The organism is uncultured Marinobacter sp. (genome assembly GCF_913055835.1).
GTDB lineage: Bacteria > Pseudomonadota > Gammaproteobacteria > Pseudomonadales > Oleiphilaceae > Marinobacter.
Genome location: NZ_CAJXKQ010000003.1, coordinates 106,876 through 125,461 on the forward strand (window position 1 = coordinate 106,876; position 18,586 = coordinate 125,461).

At 58.4% G+C, this 18,586-nt stretch carries 16 protein-coding genes; 2 read left to right on the forward strand and 14 right to left on the reverse strand.

Features of this window, described 5'->3' with window-relative positions:
• Nucleotides 1-3: 3 nt before the first annotated feature.
• Nucleotides 4-789, forward strand: coding sequence for an enoyl-ACP reductase (locus QZ534_RS03170; RefSeq protein WP_136629570.1), 786 nt, complete (start codon nt 4-6; stop codon nt 787-789).
• Between the two features lie 68 nt (nt 790-857).
• Here QZ534_RS03170 and QZ534_RS03175 read toward each other — a convergent pair whose 3' ends face one another.
• Together QZ534_RS03175 and QZ534_RS03180 are read right to left on the reverse strand one after the other, a co-directional pair.
• A complete protein-coding gene (locus tag QZ534_RS03175) occupies nt 858-1,262 on the reverse strand; it encodes a PilZ domain-containing protein (RefSeq protein ID WP_296931364.1) in 405 nt (134 codons plus the stop codon).
• A gap of 25 nt (nt 1,263-1,287) precedes the next feature.
• Nucleotides 1,288-3,081, reverse strand: a complete 1,794-nt coding sequence (locus tag QZ534_RS03180; RefSeq protein ID WP_296931366.1) for a DUF1631 family protein — start codon at nt 3,079-3,081, stop codon at nt 1,288-1,290.
• Nucleotides 3,082-3,286: 205 nt separating this feature from the next.
• Between QZ534_RS03180 and QZ534_RS03185 the strand changes: the two genes are divergently transcribed.
• Nucleotides 3,287-4,363 (forward strand): 3-deoxy-7-phosphoheptulonate synthase, encoded by a 1,077-nt coding sequence (locus tag QZ534_RS03185; RefSeq protein WP_296931368.1) that lies wholly within the window; start codon nt 3,287-3,289, stop codon nt 4,361-4,363.
• A 27-nt stretch (nt 4,364-4,390) separates the two neighbouring features.
• Here QZ534_RS03185 and cobA read toward each other — a convergent pair whose 3' ends face one another.
• From cobA to trpA, 12 genes are all read right to left on the reverse strand, one after another.
• Nucleotides 4,391-5,248, reverse strand: coding sequence for a uroporphyrinogen-III C-methyltransferase (gene cobA / locus QZ534_RS03190; protein WP_296931370.1), 858 nt, complete (start codon nt 5,246-5,248; stop codon nt 4,391-4,393).
• Nucleotides 5,245-6,519, reverse strand: a complete 1,275-nt coding sequence (gene serS, locus QZ534_RS03195) for a serine--tRNA ligase (RefSeq protein WP_296931372.1) — start codon at nt 6,517-6,519, stop codon at nt 5,245-5,247. Before serS ends, cobA begins: the two co-directional genes overlap by 4 nt.
• 87 nt (nt 6,520-6,606) lie before the next feature.
• Complete coding sequence (locus QZ534_RS03200) at nt 6,607-7,944, reverse strand: replication-associated recombination protein A (RefSeq protein WP_296931374.1); 1,338 nt, start codon at nt 7,942-7,944, stop codon at nt 6,607-6,609.
• On the reverse strand, nt 7,944-8,552 hold the full coding sequence (gene lolA / locus QZ534_RS03205; protein ID WP_296931492.1) for an outer membrane lipoprotein chaperone LolA: 609 nt from the start codon (nt 8,550-8,552) through the stop codon (nt 7,944-7,946). Before lolA ends, QZ534_RS03200 begins: the two co-directional genes overlap by 1 nt.
• A gap of 51 nt (nt 8,553-8,603) precedes the next feature.
• Nucleotides 8,604-11,186, reverse strand: a complete 2,583-nt coding sequence (locus tag QZ534_RS03210) for a DNA translocase FtsK (RefSeq protein WP_296931376.1) — start codon at nt 11,184-11,186, stop codon at nt 8,604-8,606.
• A 6-nt stretch (nt 11,187-11,192) separates the two neighbouring features.
• Nucleotides 11,193-12,434 carry an O-succinylhomoserine sulfhydrylase gene (locus QZ534_RS03215; protein ID WP_296931378.1) on the reverse strand — a complete coding sequence of 414 codons (1,242 nt, stop codon included), beginning with the start codon at nt 12,432-12,434 and terminating at the stop codon, nt 11,193-11,195.
• Between the two features lie 27 nt (nt 12,435-12,461).
• Nucleotides 12,462-13,988, reverse strand: a complete 1,527-nt coding sequence (gene purF, locus QZ534_RS03220; RefSeq protein WP_296931380.1) for an amidophosphoribosyltransferase — start codon at nt 13,986-13,988, stop codon at nt 12,462-12,464.
• Between the two features lie 34 nt (nt 13,989-14,022).
• Nucleotides 14,023-14,592 carry a CvpA family protein gene (locus tag QZ534_RS03225; RefSeq protein WP_296931382.1) on the reverse strand — a complete coding sequence of 190 codons (570 nt, stop codon included), beginning with the start codon at nt 14,590-14,592 and terminating at the stop codon, nt 14,023-14,025.
• Nucleotides 14,593-14,683: 91 nt separating this feature from the next.
• Nucleotides 14,684-15,355, reverse strand: a complete 672-nt coding sequence (locus QZ534_RS03230; RefSeq protein WP_296931384.1) for an SPOR domain-containing protein — start codon at nt 15,353-15,355, stop codon at nt 14,684-14,686.
• A gap of 123 nt (nt 15,356-15,478) precedes the next feature.
• A complete protein-coding gene (gene folC, locus QZ534_RS03235; RefSeq protein WP_296931386.1) occupies nt 15,479-16,804 on the reverse strand; it encodes a bifunctional tetrahydrofolate synthase/dihydrofolate synthase in 1,326 nt (441 codons plus the stop codon).
• Entirely contained in the window at nt 16,788-17,714 is a 927-nt protein-coding gene (gene accD / locus QZ534_RS03240; RefSeq protein WP_296931388.1) for an acetyl-CoA carboxylase, carboxyltransferase subunit beta, read from the reverse strand. Before accD ends, folC begins: the two co-directional genes overlap by 17 nt.
• Before the next feature lie 45 nt (nt 17,715-17,759).
• Nucleotides 17,760-18,572: a tryptophan synthase subunit alpha gene (trpA, locus tag QZ534_RS03245; protein WP_296931389.1), complete on the reverse strand. Its 813-nt coding sequence runs from the start codon at nt 18,570-18,572 to the stop codon at nt 17,760-17,762.
• Between the last annotated feature and the right edge of the window lie 14 nt (nt 18,573-18,586).

Consider the following 18,586-nt stretch of genomic DNA (forward strand, 5'->3'; position numbering starts at 1 on the left):
CCCATGGGAATCCTCAGTGGCAAAAAAGCACTGATCGTTGGCGTAGCCAGCAAACTGTCCATTGCTTACGGCATTGCCGAGGCATTTGCCCGCGAAGGCGCTGAACTGGCTTTCACCTACCAGAACGAGAAACTTCAGCCCCGGGTTGAGAAATTCGCCGAGCAATGGGGCAGCAAGCTGACATTCCCCTGCGATGTCGCCAGCGACGAAGAAATCGAAAATGTCTTCAAGGAACTGGGCAAGCATTGGGACAATATCGACATTATCGTTCATGCTGTTGGCTATGCTCCGGGCCACGAGCTGGACGGCAACTATGTTGACGTTACTACCCGTGACGGCTTCCGCATTGCCCACGATATCAGCTCCTACAGCTTTGTGGCTCTGGCCAAGGGCGCCCGCAGCATGATGCACGAGGGCAGCTCGCTGATTACCCTGAGTTATCTGGGCGCCGAGCGGGTTCTGCAGAATTACAACGTGATGGGCCTGGCCAAGGCCTCCCTGGAAGCCAACGTTCGTTACATGGCTGCCAGCCTGGGCCGTGATGGTATTCGCGTGAACGGCATTTCGGCAGGCCCGATCAAGACCCTGGCCGCCTCCGGCATCAAGAGTTTCCGCAAGATGCTGGCCGAAAACGCCAAACGCGCACCGCTGCGCCGTAACGTCACCATTGATGAGGTCGGTAACGCCGCCGCGTTCCTGGGCTCCGATATGGCCTCCGGTATTACCGGCGAGATCATGTATGTGGACGCGGGCTTCAACATCACCGGTATGGCCGAACTGGAAGAGTAAGTTCTTCTACCCGGATGCAAAAGAGCCGGCTTTATGCCGGCTCTTTTCGTTTGACGAGGGATGATTCGTCAATCCTGATCCATCGCGGACGCCACAGCCTCTACCCACTCAACGTAGGCAGTCTGGTCAGACTCGATAATCCGCACTCCCACCAGAAATCCCGACTCATGTGGTCGACACCAGACCACCTCAACTATCAAACCGAAGGGCTCGGCGTGGTTACCGAGGGACACGCTCGCCGGTAACAGGGCACCGAGGGACAGGGGTTCCCCGGAGGACAGACACAGTCCGCTTGCGGAAATATCACGAATACCGCAGACGAGTTCCCTGGCCTCGGACGTTGCCTCCTCCGGCATGCCGGATTCGAGTTCAAGAATGGCCCGGGCACGGGCAGTCAGGCGGTAATCGGCACGGTTGTCCTGATCAACGGGCGGATCATTCCGGGTTCCAAAGCTGTAATCGTTATCTGCCATTGTTGTTTTTCCTGCTTCGGCAATATCAGTTGCGGCCGACACGGATACGGCCAACGACCCTGCTGAGGGTGTCATCAAATTCTGCGGAGGTTCCCAGAACCCGGATCCGGCCTTCGACAATACCCTCTACAAGGGCGTCCTCAAGAAATTCACGACGATTGAGGCCCAGACGATCCACAAACACCAGCTTTCTGGATGCGTTGATGCGCACGGCCAGTTTCAGACGGGCCGGTTCATCGGACGCTTCCTCGGGCTCAACGACAATCCAGCCACCCAGTTTAATGGCGTCCACCTGTTTTTCCGCCAGCAGGGTGCGTTCCTTCCGGATCCGTTCTTCTTCCGCCTTTTCATCCGCGAGGCGCTGCTCTTCGGCGGCGTGTCGCTGCCGCTCCAGCTCTGCCTCACGCTCTGCCTCCTCAGCCCTGCGTCGTGCCTCGGCCGCTTCTTTTTCCCGCCGCAGTTCCTCCGCTCGCTGCCTGGCAGCCTCCGCGGCCTGCTCCCGCTGCCGGCGTTGCTTGTCGCATACGCGCGCCAACAGCTCAACCGTTTCCGTCAGAACCGTCCCGAAAGGCGTCAGCTTGGGCAGTGGTCGGATCTGATCTTTTTCCAGTTCAGCCTGGAATTCATTCCAGGTCTGCAGGCCCAATTTTACACCGGCGCCGTTGGTCCAGAGAATTTCTGCCGATTCGGGCAGAAACGCGTAGAAAAACCGGCGTTGCTCTGCTGCACCTTCGCCTTCAACAAACCACTGCCCCTCGAAGGGCCTGAAGGTTTCCTCAGCCGGCACCTCAAAGCCGAGCCAACTGCTATCCCAATGAAAATTGCCTGCTGCGGGTAGAGCCTCCACCAGATCAGGCGCCTCTCCCCTGAGCCTCGAAACCATGACGGCTTCAATACCGGCCAGGGATTCCGCCGGGAGCGCTTCGTTGTATACCCGTTTCCAGACGTCGAGAACACGGTCACCGATCTGTTCACCAACGTGATAGAGCCGGTTTCGGTCTTTGTCGGAAAGGGAGGGATCACCAATCCAGACCAGCCACTCGAGAAGCTTGCTGCCATGGCGGAAAGCCTCCCCCTCAAGGCCCGAATCCCAGACCGACTGCTTGAGCAGGCGCTGCCAGTAATCAAGAATGAACCGCACAATCGGTACAGGAAGACGACGACCCTGGAGTGCGCGACCGATGAGGGCCCGGGCCGTCTGGTCGGCTTTGCGTTGTTTGGCAGCCCCCTGCTCTGTTTCCAGCAGCCGTTGGCGAAGTTTTCCAACTTGGGCATCCCTCTTCTCAGCGTCTTCCTGCCAGCGATAACAGAAATCGTTCACAGGTTCCGTCTTGCCGGATTCGAAACTGGCAGAAACGGCTATTACCAGCGAATCAAGCTGATCCAGCAGAACTTTGGAGGAGCGACCTCCGGAATCGCTCCAGCCCCGCCACTCCTGCAAACTGTCCAGCCAGCTGAGAATCGGCTCGCTGAACGCTTTCTTTCCTTCGAGATTCATTCGCCAGGCAAGGTAGAAACGCAGCCTCGCCACGCGCCGGGCCAGGCTGGGGTGCAGGCCACTGGTTTTCAGGAAGACATCCATGATGCGGTCGGCCACGTAAGCCGCGTTTACCTGGCGGGCTGACCATTCCAGATGGACAGAGCGGATTACGTGGGTAACCCGCTCGTCGCGCTGCTCGGACCAGCACGAGATCAGCAGCGGGCGCCAGTCACTGACAGCCTCTGGTTCCAGCTTGCCAGCCGGGTATGGGAGGTCAGGAACACGAATGCCGGCCAGGACATCGTCAATCTTGCCTGAAACCGTTGCAACGGAAGGCACATCTTTCGGTCTCCGCCTGTTTTGCGACATCCGTTCCCCATACCTAAGAAGCGTTGAAAAGGCCCTGTAAATAACGCAGTATAACCAACTCGCCGGGGTTTACCGCAACCGTGCACCGGCGCTATTCGCGTTAATCTGCAACCCTGTTGGCATATTCCATGGTCCACCAGGGCTGCAACGATCAGAATCGGGGAAGCAGAACAACATGCCGGGCAACAAACTAGAGAATCTGAATGTGGCGAGCCAGGAAGCACTGATCACTCCTGAAGCGCTGAAAAAGGAGATGCCACTCTCCGACAAGGCCGCAGAAACCGTCTCAAAGGGCCGCCAGGCCATCTACGACATCATGGATGGTAAAGACCACCGGCTATTCGTGGTGGTGGGCCCCTGCTCCATTCACGATGTTGAAGCCGCCAGGGATTATGCTGCGCGCCTGAAGAAGCTTGCCGATGAAGTCAGCGATACCCTGCTGATTGTTATGCGTGTCTATTTCGAAAAGCCACGCACAACCGTCGGCTGGAAAGGTCTGATTAACGATCCGCACCTGAACGACACCTTTGATATTGAGCAGGGGCTTCACATCGGTCGTCGACTGCTGCTGGATATCAACGAGCTGGGCCTGCCCGCAGCCACCGAAGCGCTCGACCCGATTTCACCGCAGTATCTGCAGGACACCATCGCCTGGTCTGCCATCGGCGCCCGTACTACTGAATCACAGACCCATCGGGAAATGAGCAGCGGCCTGTCCATGGCGATCGGTTTCAAGAACGGCACCGACGGCAGCCTTGATGTCGCAGTTAATGCCATGAAGTCTGTATCTCACCCGCACAGTTTCCTGGGCATCGACCAGCAGGGCCAGGTGGCAATTATCCGCACCAAGGGTAACAACTACGGCCACGTTGTTCTGCGTGGTGGCGGTGGCAAACCCAACTACGACTCGGTAAGTGTTGCCCTGTGCGAGCAGGCGCTTGAAAAAGCGGGCCTGCGCAAGTCGATGATGATTGACTGCAGCCACGCCAACTCCAGCAAGGACCCGGCCATCCAGCCACTGGTCATGCAGGATGTCACCCACCAGATTCTGGAAGGCAATACCTCGATCCAGAGCCTGATGGTGGAGAGCAACATTAACTGGGGTAACCAGTCTATTCCCGAGAATCTGGCCGATCTGAAATACGGCGTGTCGGTGACCGATGCCTGTATCGACTGGCCAACCACCGAGAAAGCCATTCGGGATATGCGCGACAAGCTGAAGGACGTTTTGCCCAAGCGCAAAATCGGCTGACCTGATCCCAAGATAAAACGGGGAGCCTCAGCTCCCCGTTGTCATGCCCCCGCCTATCCAGTCCAGCCTTTCCCTCAGCGCAACGACGTGGCCGATGATTACCAGCGTCGGCGGCTGGACCGCTTCAGCCTCGACCCTTTCGACGATGGTACTGAGACTCCCTGTCACCACACGCTGATCCCTGGTTGTCCCCTTTGAGACCAGCGCCACGGGCATGTCCCGGGACATTCCGTGGGCGACCAGTTGCCTGCAAATGATCGGCAGCCCCACCAGCCCCATGTAAAACACCAGGGTCTGGTTGTTCTGGACAAAGTCCTTCCAGGGCAAATCGCAGGTATCATTCTTGAGATGGCCGGTCACGAACCTGACCGACTGGGCATGATCCCGGTGGGTCAAAGGAATACCGGCGTAGGCGGCACAACCGGAGGCGGCGGTAATGCCCGGCACAACCTGAAACCGGACACCGGCATCGGCCAGGGTCTCGATCTCTTCCCCGCCTCGACCGAAAATAAACGGGTCTCCACCCTTGAGACGAACGACTTTTCGCCCCTGCCTGGCCAGATCCACCAGGCGCTGATTGATCTGGTCCTGGGGCAAAGTGTGATTGGCCCGCTGCTTGCCCACATGGATCATCTCGGCGGTTTCCGGGATCATAGCCAGTATTTCCGGTGAAACCAGACGATCGTAGAGTACAACCTCTGCGGAGTTGATCAGCCGCCAGGCCTTGAGTGTCAGCAGTTCAGGGTCCCCAGGCCCGGCCCCGACCAGAGCCACCTCGCCTGCGGACGTGTTCGGGTTCGAGGTCACCGGGTTAACCCTGTACCTTACCGGTGCAGGGGTTGCACCAACGCCCTTCCCTGGTGCGTTTTCTGGCTGATCACTCATTGGATTCTGTCAATGCCTCCCATGTACGGCTTGAGAACTTCCGGAACCACGATGCTGCCGTCTGCCTGCTGGTAATTCTCCATGACCGCGATCAGGGCGCGGCCAACTGCAAGCCCTGACCCGTTCAGCGTATGAACAGGTTCCGGCTTTCCGGTTTCCGGGTTACGCCAACGGGCATGCATGCGGCGTGCCTGAAAATCACGGGTGTTCGAGCAGGATGATATCTCACGGTACTTGTCCTGCCCTGGCAGCCAGACTTCCAGATCGTAGGTTTTGGCCGCCGAAAAGCCCATGTCGCCACCGCAGAGTGCAACCACACGATACGGCAGTTCCAGCAACTGGAGCACTTTTTCGGCATGGCCGGTCAGGGCTTCCAGCGCGGCGTCTGAATCCTCCGGACGAACCACCTGAACCAGCTCCACCTTGTCGAACTGGTGCTGACGGATCATGCCGCGAGTGTCGCGGCCGTAAGAGCCTGCTTCACTGCGGAAGCATGGCGTGTGGCAGACCATCTGTAGCGGCAATTCCGCGGCATCGAGAATGGAGTCTGATACCAGGTTGGTGGCGGGCACTTCCGCAGTAGGAATCAGGTAGAGCGGATGCTCGCCCTCGGTTTTGAACAGATCTTCCTCGAACTTGGGCAACTGGCCGGTTCCGTAGAGGCTATCGGCGTTAACCAGATAGGGTACGTAGGTCTCCAGGTAGCCATGCTCGCGGGTATGGAGATCCAGCATGAACTGGGCCAGTGCCCGATGCAGCCGGGCCACCTGTCCGCGCATGACCGCAAACCGTGAGTGCGCCAGGCGGGTCGCTGTCTCGAAATCCAGGCCTTTCAGGCCTTCGCCCAGGGCAACGTGATCTTTTGGCTCGAAATCAAAGGTCTTTGGCGTGCCCCAGGCCCGAATCTCGACGTTATCGTCTTCACTTTCACCGGCTGGTACGTCTTCGTCCGGAAGGTTCGGGATTCCAGCCAGGAAGGCATTGAGTTCTTCCTGCAAGGTGCGGAGTTCATCTTCCGCTTCGGATCTCCTTTTCTTCAGGTCTTCCACCTCGTCCAACAGCGGCTGGATATCCTCACCGGCCGCCTTGGCCTTGCCAATCGACTTGGACCGCTTGTTCTGCTCGCTCTGCAGGGTTTCCGTGCTTACCTGAAGGGCACGACGGCGTTCCTCAAGCTGCTCGAAGGCGGCGGTATCGAATTTGAAATTCTTGATGGTCAGCCGACGGGCGATCTCTTCTGTCTGGGTGCGGACACGTTTGGGATCGAGCATGATTATCCTGAATCTTCCGGTTAGCGATGGTTTGAATGACTGGCCATTATACCTGCACTGGCGCTCGTGGCTACCGCAGCAAAAGGCTCAGGTGTAGCGTTTGCGGGGGCTTTCAGCGTTGCGGGAATCCAGACGCTGGCGCTTTTCCGCCAGTTTGATCTCAAGGCCTCGGTTTACGGGCTCATAATAGCGGCGCTGGTGAATGGCCTCGGGCAGGTAGGACTCCCCGGCCGCAAAGGCCTCGGGTTCATCGTGGGCGTACCGGTAGGTATCCCCGTGCCCCATGCTTTTCATCAGTTTGGTGGGCGCGTTACGCAAGTGCACCGGGACCTCGTAGTCCGGATCCTGGCGGATATCTGCCATGCACCGGTTGAAGGCGTTATAGACGGCGTTGCTCTTGGGAGCCAGCGCCAGGTAGGTCACCGCCTGGGCCAGGGCTAACTCCCCTTCGGGCGACCCCAGGCGTTCCTGGGCATCCCAGGCATCCATACTGAGCTGGAGGGCACGGGGGTCGGCATTGCCAATGTCTTCACTGGCAATGCGCACCAGACGCCGGGCCACATACAGCGGATCACAGCCACCGTCGAGCATCCGGCAAAGCCAGTACAGCGAGCCATCCGGATCGGAACCGCGAACGGATTTATGCAGCGCGGAGATCTGGTCGTAAAACACATCACCACCTTTATCGAACCGGCGCAGGCTGGTCTGCATCACCTGCTCGAGCTGATCGGCGGTAACGCGATCCGCTCCGGACTCATCCGGCTCAGCCAGATCGGCTGCCACTTCCAGGATATTCAGCGCACGGCGGGCGTCGCCACCAGACGCCGAGGCCATCATTGTCAGCACGTCCTCGTCAACCAGAAGCCGGCCACCAAAGCCCTCGTCAGCTTTCAGCGCACGGCGTAACAGCTGAAGGATGTCCTCTTCCTCAAGATTCTTGAGCACGTAGACCCGGGTCCGGGACAGCAAGGCGCTGTTCAGCTCAAAGGAAGGATTTTCAGTGGTAGCGCCCACGAAGATGAAGGTACCGTCTTCAATGTGGGGGAGAAACGCGTCCTGCTGGCTTTTATTGAAGCGATGCACCTCATCAACAAACAGCAGCGTGTCCCGGCCCTGGGACTGTTTCCGGTTGCGGGCCCGTTCCACAACAGCCCGAATTTCTTTTACACCGCTCAGTACCGCGGAGACCGTCTCGAAACTGAGGTCGCTGACGTTCGCCAGAAGCTGGGCAAAAGTGGTTTTACCGACTCCGGGAGGCCCCCAGAGGATCATGGAGTGAAGCTGGCCCTGCTCGACCGCCCGTCGCAGCGGTTTGCCAGGCCCGACGAGATGGGCCTGTCCGACATAGTCTTCCAGACTGGCCGGCCGCATCCTCGCGGCAAGCGGCCGGAAGCCGGCGGATTCCGAAAACAGGCTGTCCTGCATCAGGCCCCGTCCCGGATAATATCCACACCCTCCGGGTAGTCGAGAGTGAACGCGCCCGCTTCAACCGGTTCGTTCAGCCTGATCCGGTCAAAACTCAAGACGCTGAGCTGCGCCAGGGAATCCTGCATACGCATTTCCTGCAGCTCACCCTTGAAAAAGGTCAGCCTGAGCGACGTGAACAGCGAATCCGGGCTGCGCGGCTCCAGCGTAAATTCGCGGGTGTTGTCACCGATCTGCCGCCCGGAGACCTTGTAAGTCTCCTCAAGGTTGTCCACTTCCCCGCTCAGCAGAAGCGCTGGTGTCGATTGCACACGATCATCCAGATTGTGGATCGTGACCTGCTCCAGGTCGGGATCGTAGACCTCCACCTTTTCGCCATCACTGACAATAAACTGGGACAGGGGCGCGCTGGTCTCCCAGTAAAACAGCCCCGGCCGCTTGGCCTTGAGGGAGCCCCGGGTTTCCTGAACCTTGTTGCCGTTCTCGTTAACTACAATCTGGATAAAATCGGCCTGGTAGGACTCATAGCCCTTCAGCAACGAGGCCAACTCGTTCGCGCTCTCGCTCCCTTCATTGGCATTTACATGGCCAGCAATCAACACGGCCATTACCAGGGTGGCCAGGCCTTTCAAAAAAGATTGTCCCATTGCTTGTTACTCCTAATCTCTGGGTGGCGGCGGAGCCAGAACTTCCCGGGCACCGTTGTGGCCTGCAGCGCTTACCACGCCGGATGCTTCCATGGCATCAACCAGGTTTGCCGCCCGGTTGTACCCGATCTTGAATTTTCGCTGTACCGAGGAGATCGACACCCGTCGCCCTTCGGTAACGAAGGCAACCGCCTCATCGTAGAGCGCATCACCTTCGCTATCTCCACCGCCTTCTGAAAGGTTCGGTACCCCCGGCAGGCTTTCGCCTTCAGCGCCGTTGAGAACATCGTCCACATACACCGGTTCGCCCCGGGCTTTCCAGGCACTGACCACGCGATGGACCTCGTCGTCGTCAACAAACGCACCGTGCACACGTACCGGCAGGCCCGATCCAGGTGGCAGATAGAGCATGTCGCCATGCCCCAGGAGCTGCTCCGCACCGCCCTGGTCCAATACCGTCCGCGAGTCGATCTTGGACGACACCTGGAACGACATCCGGGTGGGAATATTGGCCTTGATCAGGCCGGTGATCACGTCCACCGAGGGCCGCTGGGTAGCAAGAATCAGGTGAATACCGGCTGCCCGCGCCTTCTGGGCAATCCGGGCAATCAGCTCCTCCACCTTTTTGCCGACAATCATCATCATGTCGGCAAATTCGTCAATCACCACCACGATGAACGGCAGGGTGTCGAGCTCGGGGCGCTCCTGTTCGTCGTTGGCGAGATACTCATCCGGCTTCCAGAACGGATCCAGCAGTGGTTCGCCTGCGGCCACAGCGTCTTTGATCTTGCGGTTGTAACCGGCAAGGTTGCGAACCCCGAGGTTGGCCATCAACTTGTACCGGCGCTCCATTTCAGCCACACACCAGCGCAACGCATTGGCAGCTTCCTTCATATCGGTGACTACCGGCGCCAGAAGGTGCGGAATGCCATCGTAGATGCTCAGTTCCAGCATTTTCGGGTCCACCATGATGAAGCGTACTTCTTCGGGGCCCGCTTTCAGCAACATGCTGAGCAGCATGGCGTTCACGCCGACGGATTTACCGGAACCGGTGGTACCGGCCACCAACAGGTGCGGCATTTTTGCCAGGTTGGCCACCATGGGGTTGCCACCAATGTCGTTACCCAACGCCAGGGTCAACGGGGAGCTGGACTCCTGGAACACCCGCGCGCCAAGCACCTCGCTGAGCCGGACCATCTCCCGTTCTTCATTGGGAATCTCGATACCGACCACAGACTTGCCGGGAATCACCTCGACGACGCGAACGCTCAGTACCGCCAGTGAGCGGGCCAGATCCTTGGCAAGGTTGGAAATCTTGCTGACTTTCACGCCCGGAGCGGGCTTGATCTCGAACCGGGTAATAACCGGGCCGGGATTCACCTCGACAACTTCAACAGAGACTCCGAAGTCGCCCAGCTTTTCCTCGAGCAGCCGGGACATATGTTCGAGGGACTCTTCGGAATAGCCTTTTTCCTTGTGCTCCTCCGGCGGGTCCAGCAGGGATATCGGCGGAATCGGGCTTTCAATATCTTCCAGTAACGAGGGCTGTTTGCTGCCCTTGTCTTTCGGCTGTGACGGCTGCTCATCTTTCTTGAACGGCGAGATCTTCAGCGACCGCCCGGCCGGCTGCGGAGCTGGCTCGGGTTTGGCGGCTCTACTGTCAGCAACCGGCGTATCGTCCCGCGAACTGAAACTTTCGAGCCTCGCCGGCTCCGGATCCACCTCGGCAGAGAGCCCATCCAGTGCCGGCTCCTTTCGCCCGGATTCCTGCTTGGGCGCAGCCTTCGGGGCTTTTGGCTTCTTCGGACCAAAGCCGGGAATTCGTTGCCACCAGCGAGGCTTGTCTGAACCGGCCTTCTTTTGTTTGCTGTTAACCGGCGGCACGCGATCCTTGATTACCGGTGGCTCAGCTTTCGGTTCCGGTTTGGGCTCCGGTTTTTCCGGTTTCGCATTGCCTTTGAAGAGGCTCTTGATGGCAAGACCTGTTCTGAGGGTCAGGCCACCCACCTGGTCCATCAACCAGAACCAGGACAGGCCGGTAGTGACGGTCAACGCAAAGAGGAAGATGGCAATCAGCAGCAGCGTGGTGGCCGGCAGGTTGAAGAACCGCACCATGGCATCGGCCACGGCCGTTCCGAGCACGCCGCCAGAGGAGGCTCCGAGACCAAACACGGAATACAGCGACAACAGGCTGGTTGCCGAGAGAAGGATCAGCAGGAAGCCACCGAAACGCATCATGAACAGCGGCCAGTGCAAATCCAGGGAATCGTTGCGCCGCCGGATGAGCATCAGAGCATAGCCGGCAATCATCACCGGAAACAGATAGGCGACGTGGCCGAAGAAATCCATGAACAGGCTGGCCAGCCACGCGCCGGTGCGGCCGGCATAATTCTGGACACTGGTGTCATGGCCAATGCTGGCCCAGCCGGGGTCTGAGGGGCTGAAGGTGACCAGGGCCATGGAAAGATAGATGCAGAGCGCTATCAGTGCGATAACGGCACCTTCCCGGGCGCCCTGGGCTGCCAGGCGGCGAAAGCGCAGCTGCTTCTCTGTCAGTTCCTGTGGTGCTTTCTTCGCTTTTGCAGATTCGGCCATGAATGCTCAGACGTTATCGGTGCTTGCGTTCCGAAGCGCCTGAAAGCCCCTTTCAAGATCGGTTTTCAGGTCTTCAACAGCTTCGATCCCCACGGAAATCCGGATCAGGTTTTCCGTGATCCCGGCCCGCGTCTTGTCCTCGGGTGATAGTCGCCCGTGAGTGGTCGTGGCCGGGTGTGTGATGGTGGTTTTGACATCACCAAGGTTTGCCGTGATGGAAATCATCCGGGTGCCATCAATGAAGGCCCAGGCCTCTTCCCTTGCACCCTTGAGCTGGAACGACAGCACTCCACCAAACCCGGATTGCTGTTTTTTAGCCAGCTCATGTTGGGGGTGACTCTGTAGCCCGGCATAAAAAACGCGTTCAACCGCCGGCTGTTGCTCCAGCCACAAGGCCAACTCTAACGCATTGTCACAGTGGGCGCGCATACGAATTGGTAAGGTTTCCAATCCCTTCTGGAACACCCAGGCGTTGAAGGGACTCATGGTAGGACCGGCGGACCTCAGGAAGCCGTATATCTCTTCCATCATCTTTTCGGAGCCGACCACAACGCCGCCCACACAGCGGCCCTGACCATCAAGGTATTTGGTGGCCGAGTGGATCACGATATCCGCGCCCTGCTCCAGTGGTCGCTGAAGCACAGGCGTACAGAAACAGTTGTCCACCACGAACAGCGCATCATTATCCCGGGCCAGTTGCCCAAGGGCCGCCATATCCGCTACTTCGCAAAGGGGATTGGACGGTGTTTCGATGAACAGCATTCGGGTTTCTGGACGCACCGACGCCTGCCATTCGTCCATATCCGTCAGACTGACAAACGTGGTTTCCACCCCGAAACGGGCCATGTATTTCTGGAACAACACGTTCGTGGTGCCGAACACACCCCGGGAGCAGATCACATGGTCGCCGCTCTGCAGCAGTGCCATACAGGTACTCAGGATCGCGGACATTCCCGAGGCTGTAGCGACAGCCCGCTCCCCACCTTCCATGGCGGCGATCCGGCCCTCGAAAGCCTGAACCGTCGGGTTGGTAAAGCGAGAATAGATGTTGCCCGGCTCGTCGCCTCCAAATCGCGCCGCTGCCTGGGCTGCGCTGCCATACACAAAGCTGGACGTGGGGAAGATGGCATCGCTGTGCTCGAGTTGCCCGGTGCGGATCTGCCCTGCCCTCACCGCCAGTGTGTCCACGGACATACCTTCAAGATCCGATTCCGGAATCCAGACAGTCTCTTCACGGCGAAAGGTCATCAATTACTCCTGCCTGATACGGCTGCTTCAGTCTTCGTCATTGTACAAATCAATAATACCGTTATCGCCGGATGTGGCGCCGGCGCTCTTGAACCGCTTGTCATCGTTGCGCATTTCTTCCAGGCGGTTCAGGTAGGCTGCATCGACATCGCCGGTCACGTAATTGCCGGTAAACACGGAACATTCCCAGCCCTCAATGTCGTCGTTGACATCACTGACACAGGTTACCAGATCCTCCAGATCCTGATAGAGCAACCAGTCGGCGCCAATCAGCTCCCGGATTTCTTCAACAGATCGGTCATGGGCGATCAGTTCGCTGGCCGAAGGCATATCGATCCCGTATACGTTCGGGTAGCGTACGGGGGGCGCCGCAGAGGAAAAATAGACCTTGCGGGCGCCAGCGTCCCGGGCCATCTGGACGATTTCCTTACAGGTGGTGCCACGAACAATGGAATCGTCCACCAGCATTACATTCTTGCCACGGAATTCCAGGTCGATCGGGTTAAGCTTCTGACGGACCGACTTCTTGCGCATTTTCTGGCCGGGCATAATGAAGGTTCGACCGATGTAGCGATTCTTGATGAAACCTTCGCGGAACTTCACACCCAGACGGTGTGCCATCTGCATGGCTGAGGTACGGCTGGTGTCAGGAATCGGCATCACTACGTCGATGTCATGATCCGGCGTCTCTCGCAGTACCTTCTCGGCCAGGGTCTCACCCATGCGCAGACGGGCCTTGTAGACCGACACCTTGTCAATAATGGAATCCGGGCGGGCGAAATACACGTGCTCAAAGATGCACGGGTACAGATGGGGCTGCTCTGCGCACTGCTGGGTGTAAAGGGTGCCGTCGGTTTCAATGTAGACTGCCTCACCCGGCGCAATGTCCCGCACGAGGGTGTAGCCTGCCGCATTCAGGGCAACGCTTTCCGAGGCAATCATATATTCCTTGCGGCCATCTTCGGCCGTGCGCTCACCGTAGCAGGCCGGCCGGATGCCATTCGGATCACGGAAGCCCACGATACCGTAACCGGTAATCATGGCAATAACGGCGTAGGCGCCCCGGCAACGCTTGTGAACGGCTCTGACTGCGGAAAAAATCTCGTCCTTGGTCGGGTCGAGCTTGCCGAGTTTCTGCAACTCGTGGGCAAACACGTTCAACAGAACTTCCGAGTCGGAGTTGGTGTTGATGTGGCGCAGGTCGGTGCGAAACAGGTCCTTGCTCAGATCATCGGCGTTTGTGAGGTTGCCGTTGTGAGCGAGGGTGATGCCGTACGGGCTGTTTACGTAAAACGGCTGGGCCTCAGCGGAGCTGGAGCTGCCCGCGGTTGGATAACGCACATGGCCGATGCCAACATTCCCCACCAGCCGGCGCATATGCCGGGTATGGAATACGTCCCGCACCAGGCCATTATCCTTGCGGAGGAAAAACCGATCATCCTGAAATGTCACAATGCCCGCCGCGTCCTGGCCCCGGTGCTGAAGTACAGTCAGCGCATCATAGAGCGACTGATTGACGTTGGAAGTACTGACGATGCCGACAATGCCACACATGGATAAGGGTATCTCCGAGTGTTAAAACTGAATGTTAGCGGGACGCGGACGCAGGTTCCACGCCTTCATGCTCTGTAACGGATTCCGGATCCGGCGCGTTTTCGGGTGCAGGCCCCAGGAAGCGCGCAAATTCATCGCCCAGGGTCCGTCTGGACCAGTCCTCTACCACAGCCAGGCGATCAATGATTATGGACGTTCGCCACCAGGTATCCTGCGCCAATGGCGTGTAACGGGTAAATGCAATGGCAACAATCACCACCACCACGCCCCGCAAAAGCCCGAATCCCATGCCAAGCACCCGATCAGTGGCGGACAGACCTGTGGCCCGAATCAGGTGGCCAATCATGTTATTGATGATGGCTCCGACGATGAGGGTTCCAAAGAAGAGTATGGCAAACGCGGCGATAAGCCGAACCAGAGGCGTTTCAACCGTGCTTTCCAGCAGGGACTGCATCTGGGGGTGGAAGGTTCTGGCCAGAATGAATGCCCCTACCCAGGTCACCAGAGACAGGGCTTCCCGTACAAAGCCCCGTTTCAGACTGATGAGGGTGGAAACTGTAATGAGGGCGATAATGACCCAGTCAATCCAGATCAGCGCTTCCATTGAAAACCCGGTGGAGAAAAGGAAGCGCGAATTCTATCAGGAAACCCTGGCTCGCCAAACCGCCGGAGACACATAAACCCGATCCCGACCGCTATTTTTCTCCGGAGGTGACCAGACTGTTCAGGCCAAAAGCGTCGTCCAGTGCTCTCTTGGCGGATTCGGCTTCGGATTTGGATGCGAAAGGCCCACTGAAGACGCGAGTCAGTGTCGTGTCACCGCGGACAACTTCCTGCAGATGGGACCCGTAGCCCTTCTCTCGCACCTGGTCCCTGAGTCGGCGGGCGTTATCGGAATTACCAAAGCTTCCCAGTTGCACCACCCAGGCGCCTTCGAGGGATCTCTCGTACTCGGCGGTTTCCGAAACTGGGCTCTCCGAGGCTTGATCTCCGGTTTCGACCGGCGCACTGGCCTGCTCCTGAGATGCATCATCCGGTTCCTGACCGGCCTCGGGTGATTCCGCCACATCAGAAGTGGTCTCTTGGCCCGGCGATTCCTCAAGAATGCGGTAGCCCGGGGAATCAGCACCACCCTGTTCGGCCGGTGGCGCAGCCAGAGTACTGTCACTGGATTCAGGACCATAGGAAGGCGGGGGCGCCAATTCGGATTCCGGCGCTTCAACTTCCGGGAACGGCGGCTCCTCGGGAATCTTGATGGTGGTGGAGGTACGCTCGGAATGCGGCTCATCAAAGAGCATGGGAACAAAGATAACCGCCAGGGAAACAAGGACCAGCGCCCCGATTATTCTCTGTTTCAGTCCATCCACGTTGCTTGGCTCCCAACTGTTGTGACTGCGCCCCGAGAGGCACCCATCCGCAGATACTAACTGCCCGGAAGCCGGAACTCAAAGTGCTACCCGCCGCCATGGACAAAGTTTAAGGCGGGCTATCTAGCGCCCTTCCGAATCCTGAGCGAGCAGAATTTCCCGGCCCTCGGCAACCGTGTAGAACGACCCGAAAACGACCACAAGATCGTTCAGTGCCGCCGCGGACAGCGCCGATCCGAGCGCCTCTGCTACTGATTCGAACGCCGGGGCATGATCGATACCAGCGTCGGCCAATCGTGCCTGCAACTGATGAGCCGCAAGCCCTCTCGGTACTTTCAGGCCGGCCAGGTACCAGGCATCAACCACGCCAGCCATTGCTTTTCCGACACCTTCCACATCCTTATCCGCCAGGGCACCGTAAACCGCATGGACGCGCCTTCCAGGCGATTTCAGGTTTTCCAGTTGCCCGGCCAACCATCCCGCCGCATGGGGGTTATGACCGACATCCAGAAAAATATCCGGCGAGGAACCCAGACGCTCGAATCGACCTGGCACGCTGATGCCTGAAAGAACCTGCTCAATAACAGCAACCGACAGGTCGGGTTCGAGCTGCCGCACGGCAATGACGGCCGCCGCAACGCTTTTAACCGGTAGAGGGCCGGCTGGCAGACGGATAGGCTGGTTCTGATAATTGAGTACCACCGACGCAAACCCGGACGCAGTCGCCGGTTCCCGCTTTAACTGATAGTCCTGCCCGAACAGTGCCATCCGAACCTTCTGGGCCGATGACTGCTGCAGCACCGAGCGTGGTGGCTCGGAATCCGCGTAGACCGCGGGAATACCCGGCCTGAGCACCCCTGCTTTCTCAAACCCGATGACTTCCCGGTTATCACCGAGAAAGGCAACGTGATCGATGTCCACCGATGTGAGTATGGCAAAATCGGCATCCAGAACATTCACTGCATCCAGTCGCCCGCCAAGACCAACCTCCAGGACCCAGTCCTCAAGGCCCGCGTCGGCAAAGGCTACAAAGGCTGCCAGGGTCCCGAATTCAAAATAGGTGAGCGAAACATTGCCACGGGCGGCCTCAACCGCCTCAAACGCCTTGACCAGCGCGTCATCGGAAATATCCTCACCGTTCAGGCGCACACGCTCGTTGTAGCGCTGGAGATGCGGTGAGGTATAGGCGCCGGTGCGACGGCCGGCGACTCTCAGAAGCGCTTCTACAGTAGCCACAGCGCTGCCTTTGCCGTTAGTACCTGCCACAGTAATGATCCGGGCTTGCGGCTTTCGCCGGAAAAGCCGGCGCAGAACTACCAGCACCCGATCCAGGCCGAGGTCAATCTCTGTTGGATGTATCGCTTCGAGGTAGGCAAGCCACTGGTCAACAGTGGCGCCAGCCCCCGGCGAAGCCGGAGGCTGGTCTGGATGATTACTCGGCGGGGGCATCGGTTTCAGGCTTTTCCGTTACTTCAAACTCGATAGGCTCTTCGGTTCCGGGACGCTCCTGGCCGGTGAACTTGGCCAATACGTGGGCAATGCGCTCACGCATCTGATGACGATGGAGAATCATGTCGATGGCACCGTGCTCCAACAGGAACTCACTGCGCTGGAAGCCCTCCGGCAGCTTTTCACGAACGGTTTGCTCGATGACCCTCGGGCCGGCGAAGCCAATCAATGCATTTGGCTCGGCGATATTGAGATCCCCCAGCATGGCAAGGCTGGCGGAAACACCACCAAACACGGGGTCTGTCATTACCGAAATGTAGGGAATCCCTTCAAGCTTCATGCGCTCAAGCACCGCGGCCGTTTTCGACATCTGCATCAACGACAGGATGGCTTCCTGCATACGGGCGCCGCCACTGGCAGAGAAACAGACCAGGGGAATTCGCTCTTTCAGGGCAACATTGGCAGCCTGAACGAATTTTTCACCTACAACCTGCCCCATGGAGCCGCCGAGAAAGCCAAATTCAAAGGAGCAGGCAACCAGAGGTACACCAAGCGTGGTGCCTTTCATGGCCACCAACGCGTCTTTCTCGCCCGTGCCTTTCTGGGCGTGGGACAAACGGTCCTTGTAGCGCTTGCTGTCCTTGAACTTGAGGCGATCCCAGGGCTCTAGCTCGGCGGCAATTTCTTCCCGTCCATCGGGATCCAGAAAAACGTCCAGCCGACGGCGGGCCGCAACCCTCAGGTGGTGGTTGCATTTGGGGCAAACATCCAGGTTCTTCTCAAGTTCCGGCTTGTAGAGAAAGGCGCCACATTTGGGGCACTTCTTCCATAACCCCTCGGGCACTCCGGTTCTCTGCTTGGATTCCGAGCGAATCTTGCTCGGCATGATCTTGTCCAGCCAGTTACTCATGATCTCATCCTGTCCTTTGACGCCTGTTTGCCCTCCTCCCCTTCATCAGGAGGCGAGACTGTCCAGTGCTTCACGCATCGGGTGGAGCAGATCCGTCAATGCCCGTTTGAGCTGGTCGGTATCTGCCTGATTTCTGGCTATTGTATCGACCAGGACGCTACCAACAATTACACCATCGGATACCCGACCCACGGCGGCAGCTGTTTCCGCATCGCGGATGCCAAAGCCAACACCAACGGGTAGCGCGGTCAGTTCGTGGATATGGCTCACTTTCTGCGCAACCTCATCCACGTTGATGGTGGCGGAACCTGTCACACCCTTGATAGAAACATAGTACACATAACCGGAAGAGTGTTGACTGATTGCCCGAATCCGGTCATCGGTCGTGGTCGGCGCCAGCAGGAAGATGGCGTCGAGATCTCGCTGGGTGAACAGCGGCGCGACCTCCTCGGCTTCTTCCGGCGGCAGATCCACTGTCAGGATTCCATCAACGCCGGCATCCTTGGCCGCATCGGCAAAAGTCTCGTAGCCCATGGCTTCCATCGGATTCAGATAGCCCATCAGCACCACGGGCGTGGCGTCATCGGTCTTACGGAATTCCTTGACCATGGCAATCACCTGTCTCAGGGAAGTGCCATGAACCAGTGCACGCTCGCAGGCCAACTGGATAACCGGGCCATCTGCCATGGGGTCGGAAAACGGAACCCCAAGCTCAATGATATCGGCGCCTGCATCCACAAGCGTGTGCATCAGATCCACCGTGTTATCGGGATGGGGGTCGCCGGCGGTAATGTAGGGAATAAGTGCCTTACGACCTTGTCCTTTCAGGGCCTTGAGGACCCCTTCGATTCGGCTCATGCCTGCTCCTGTTA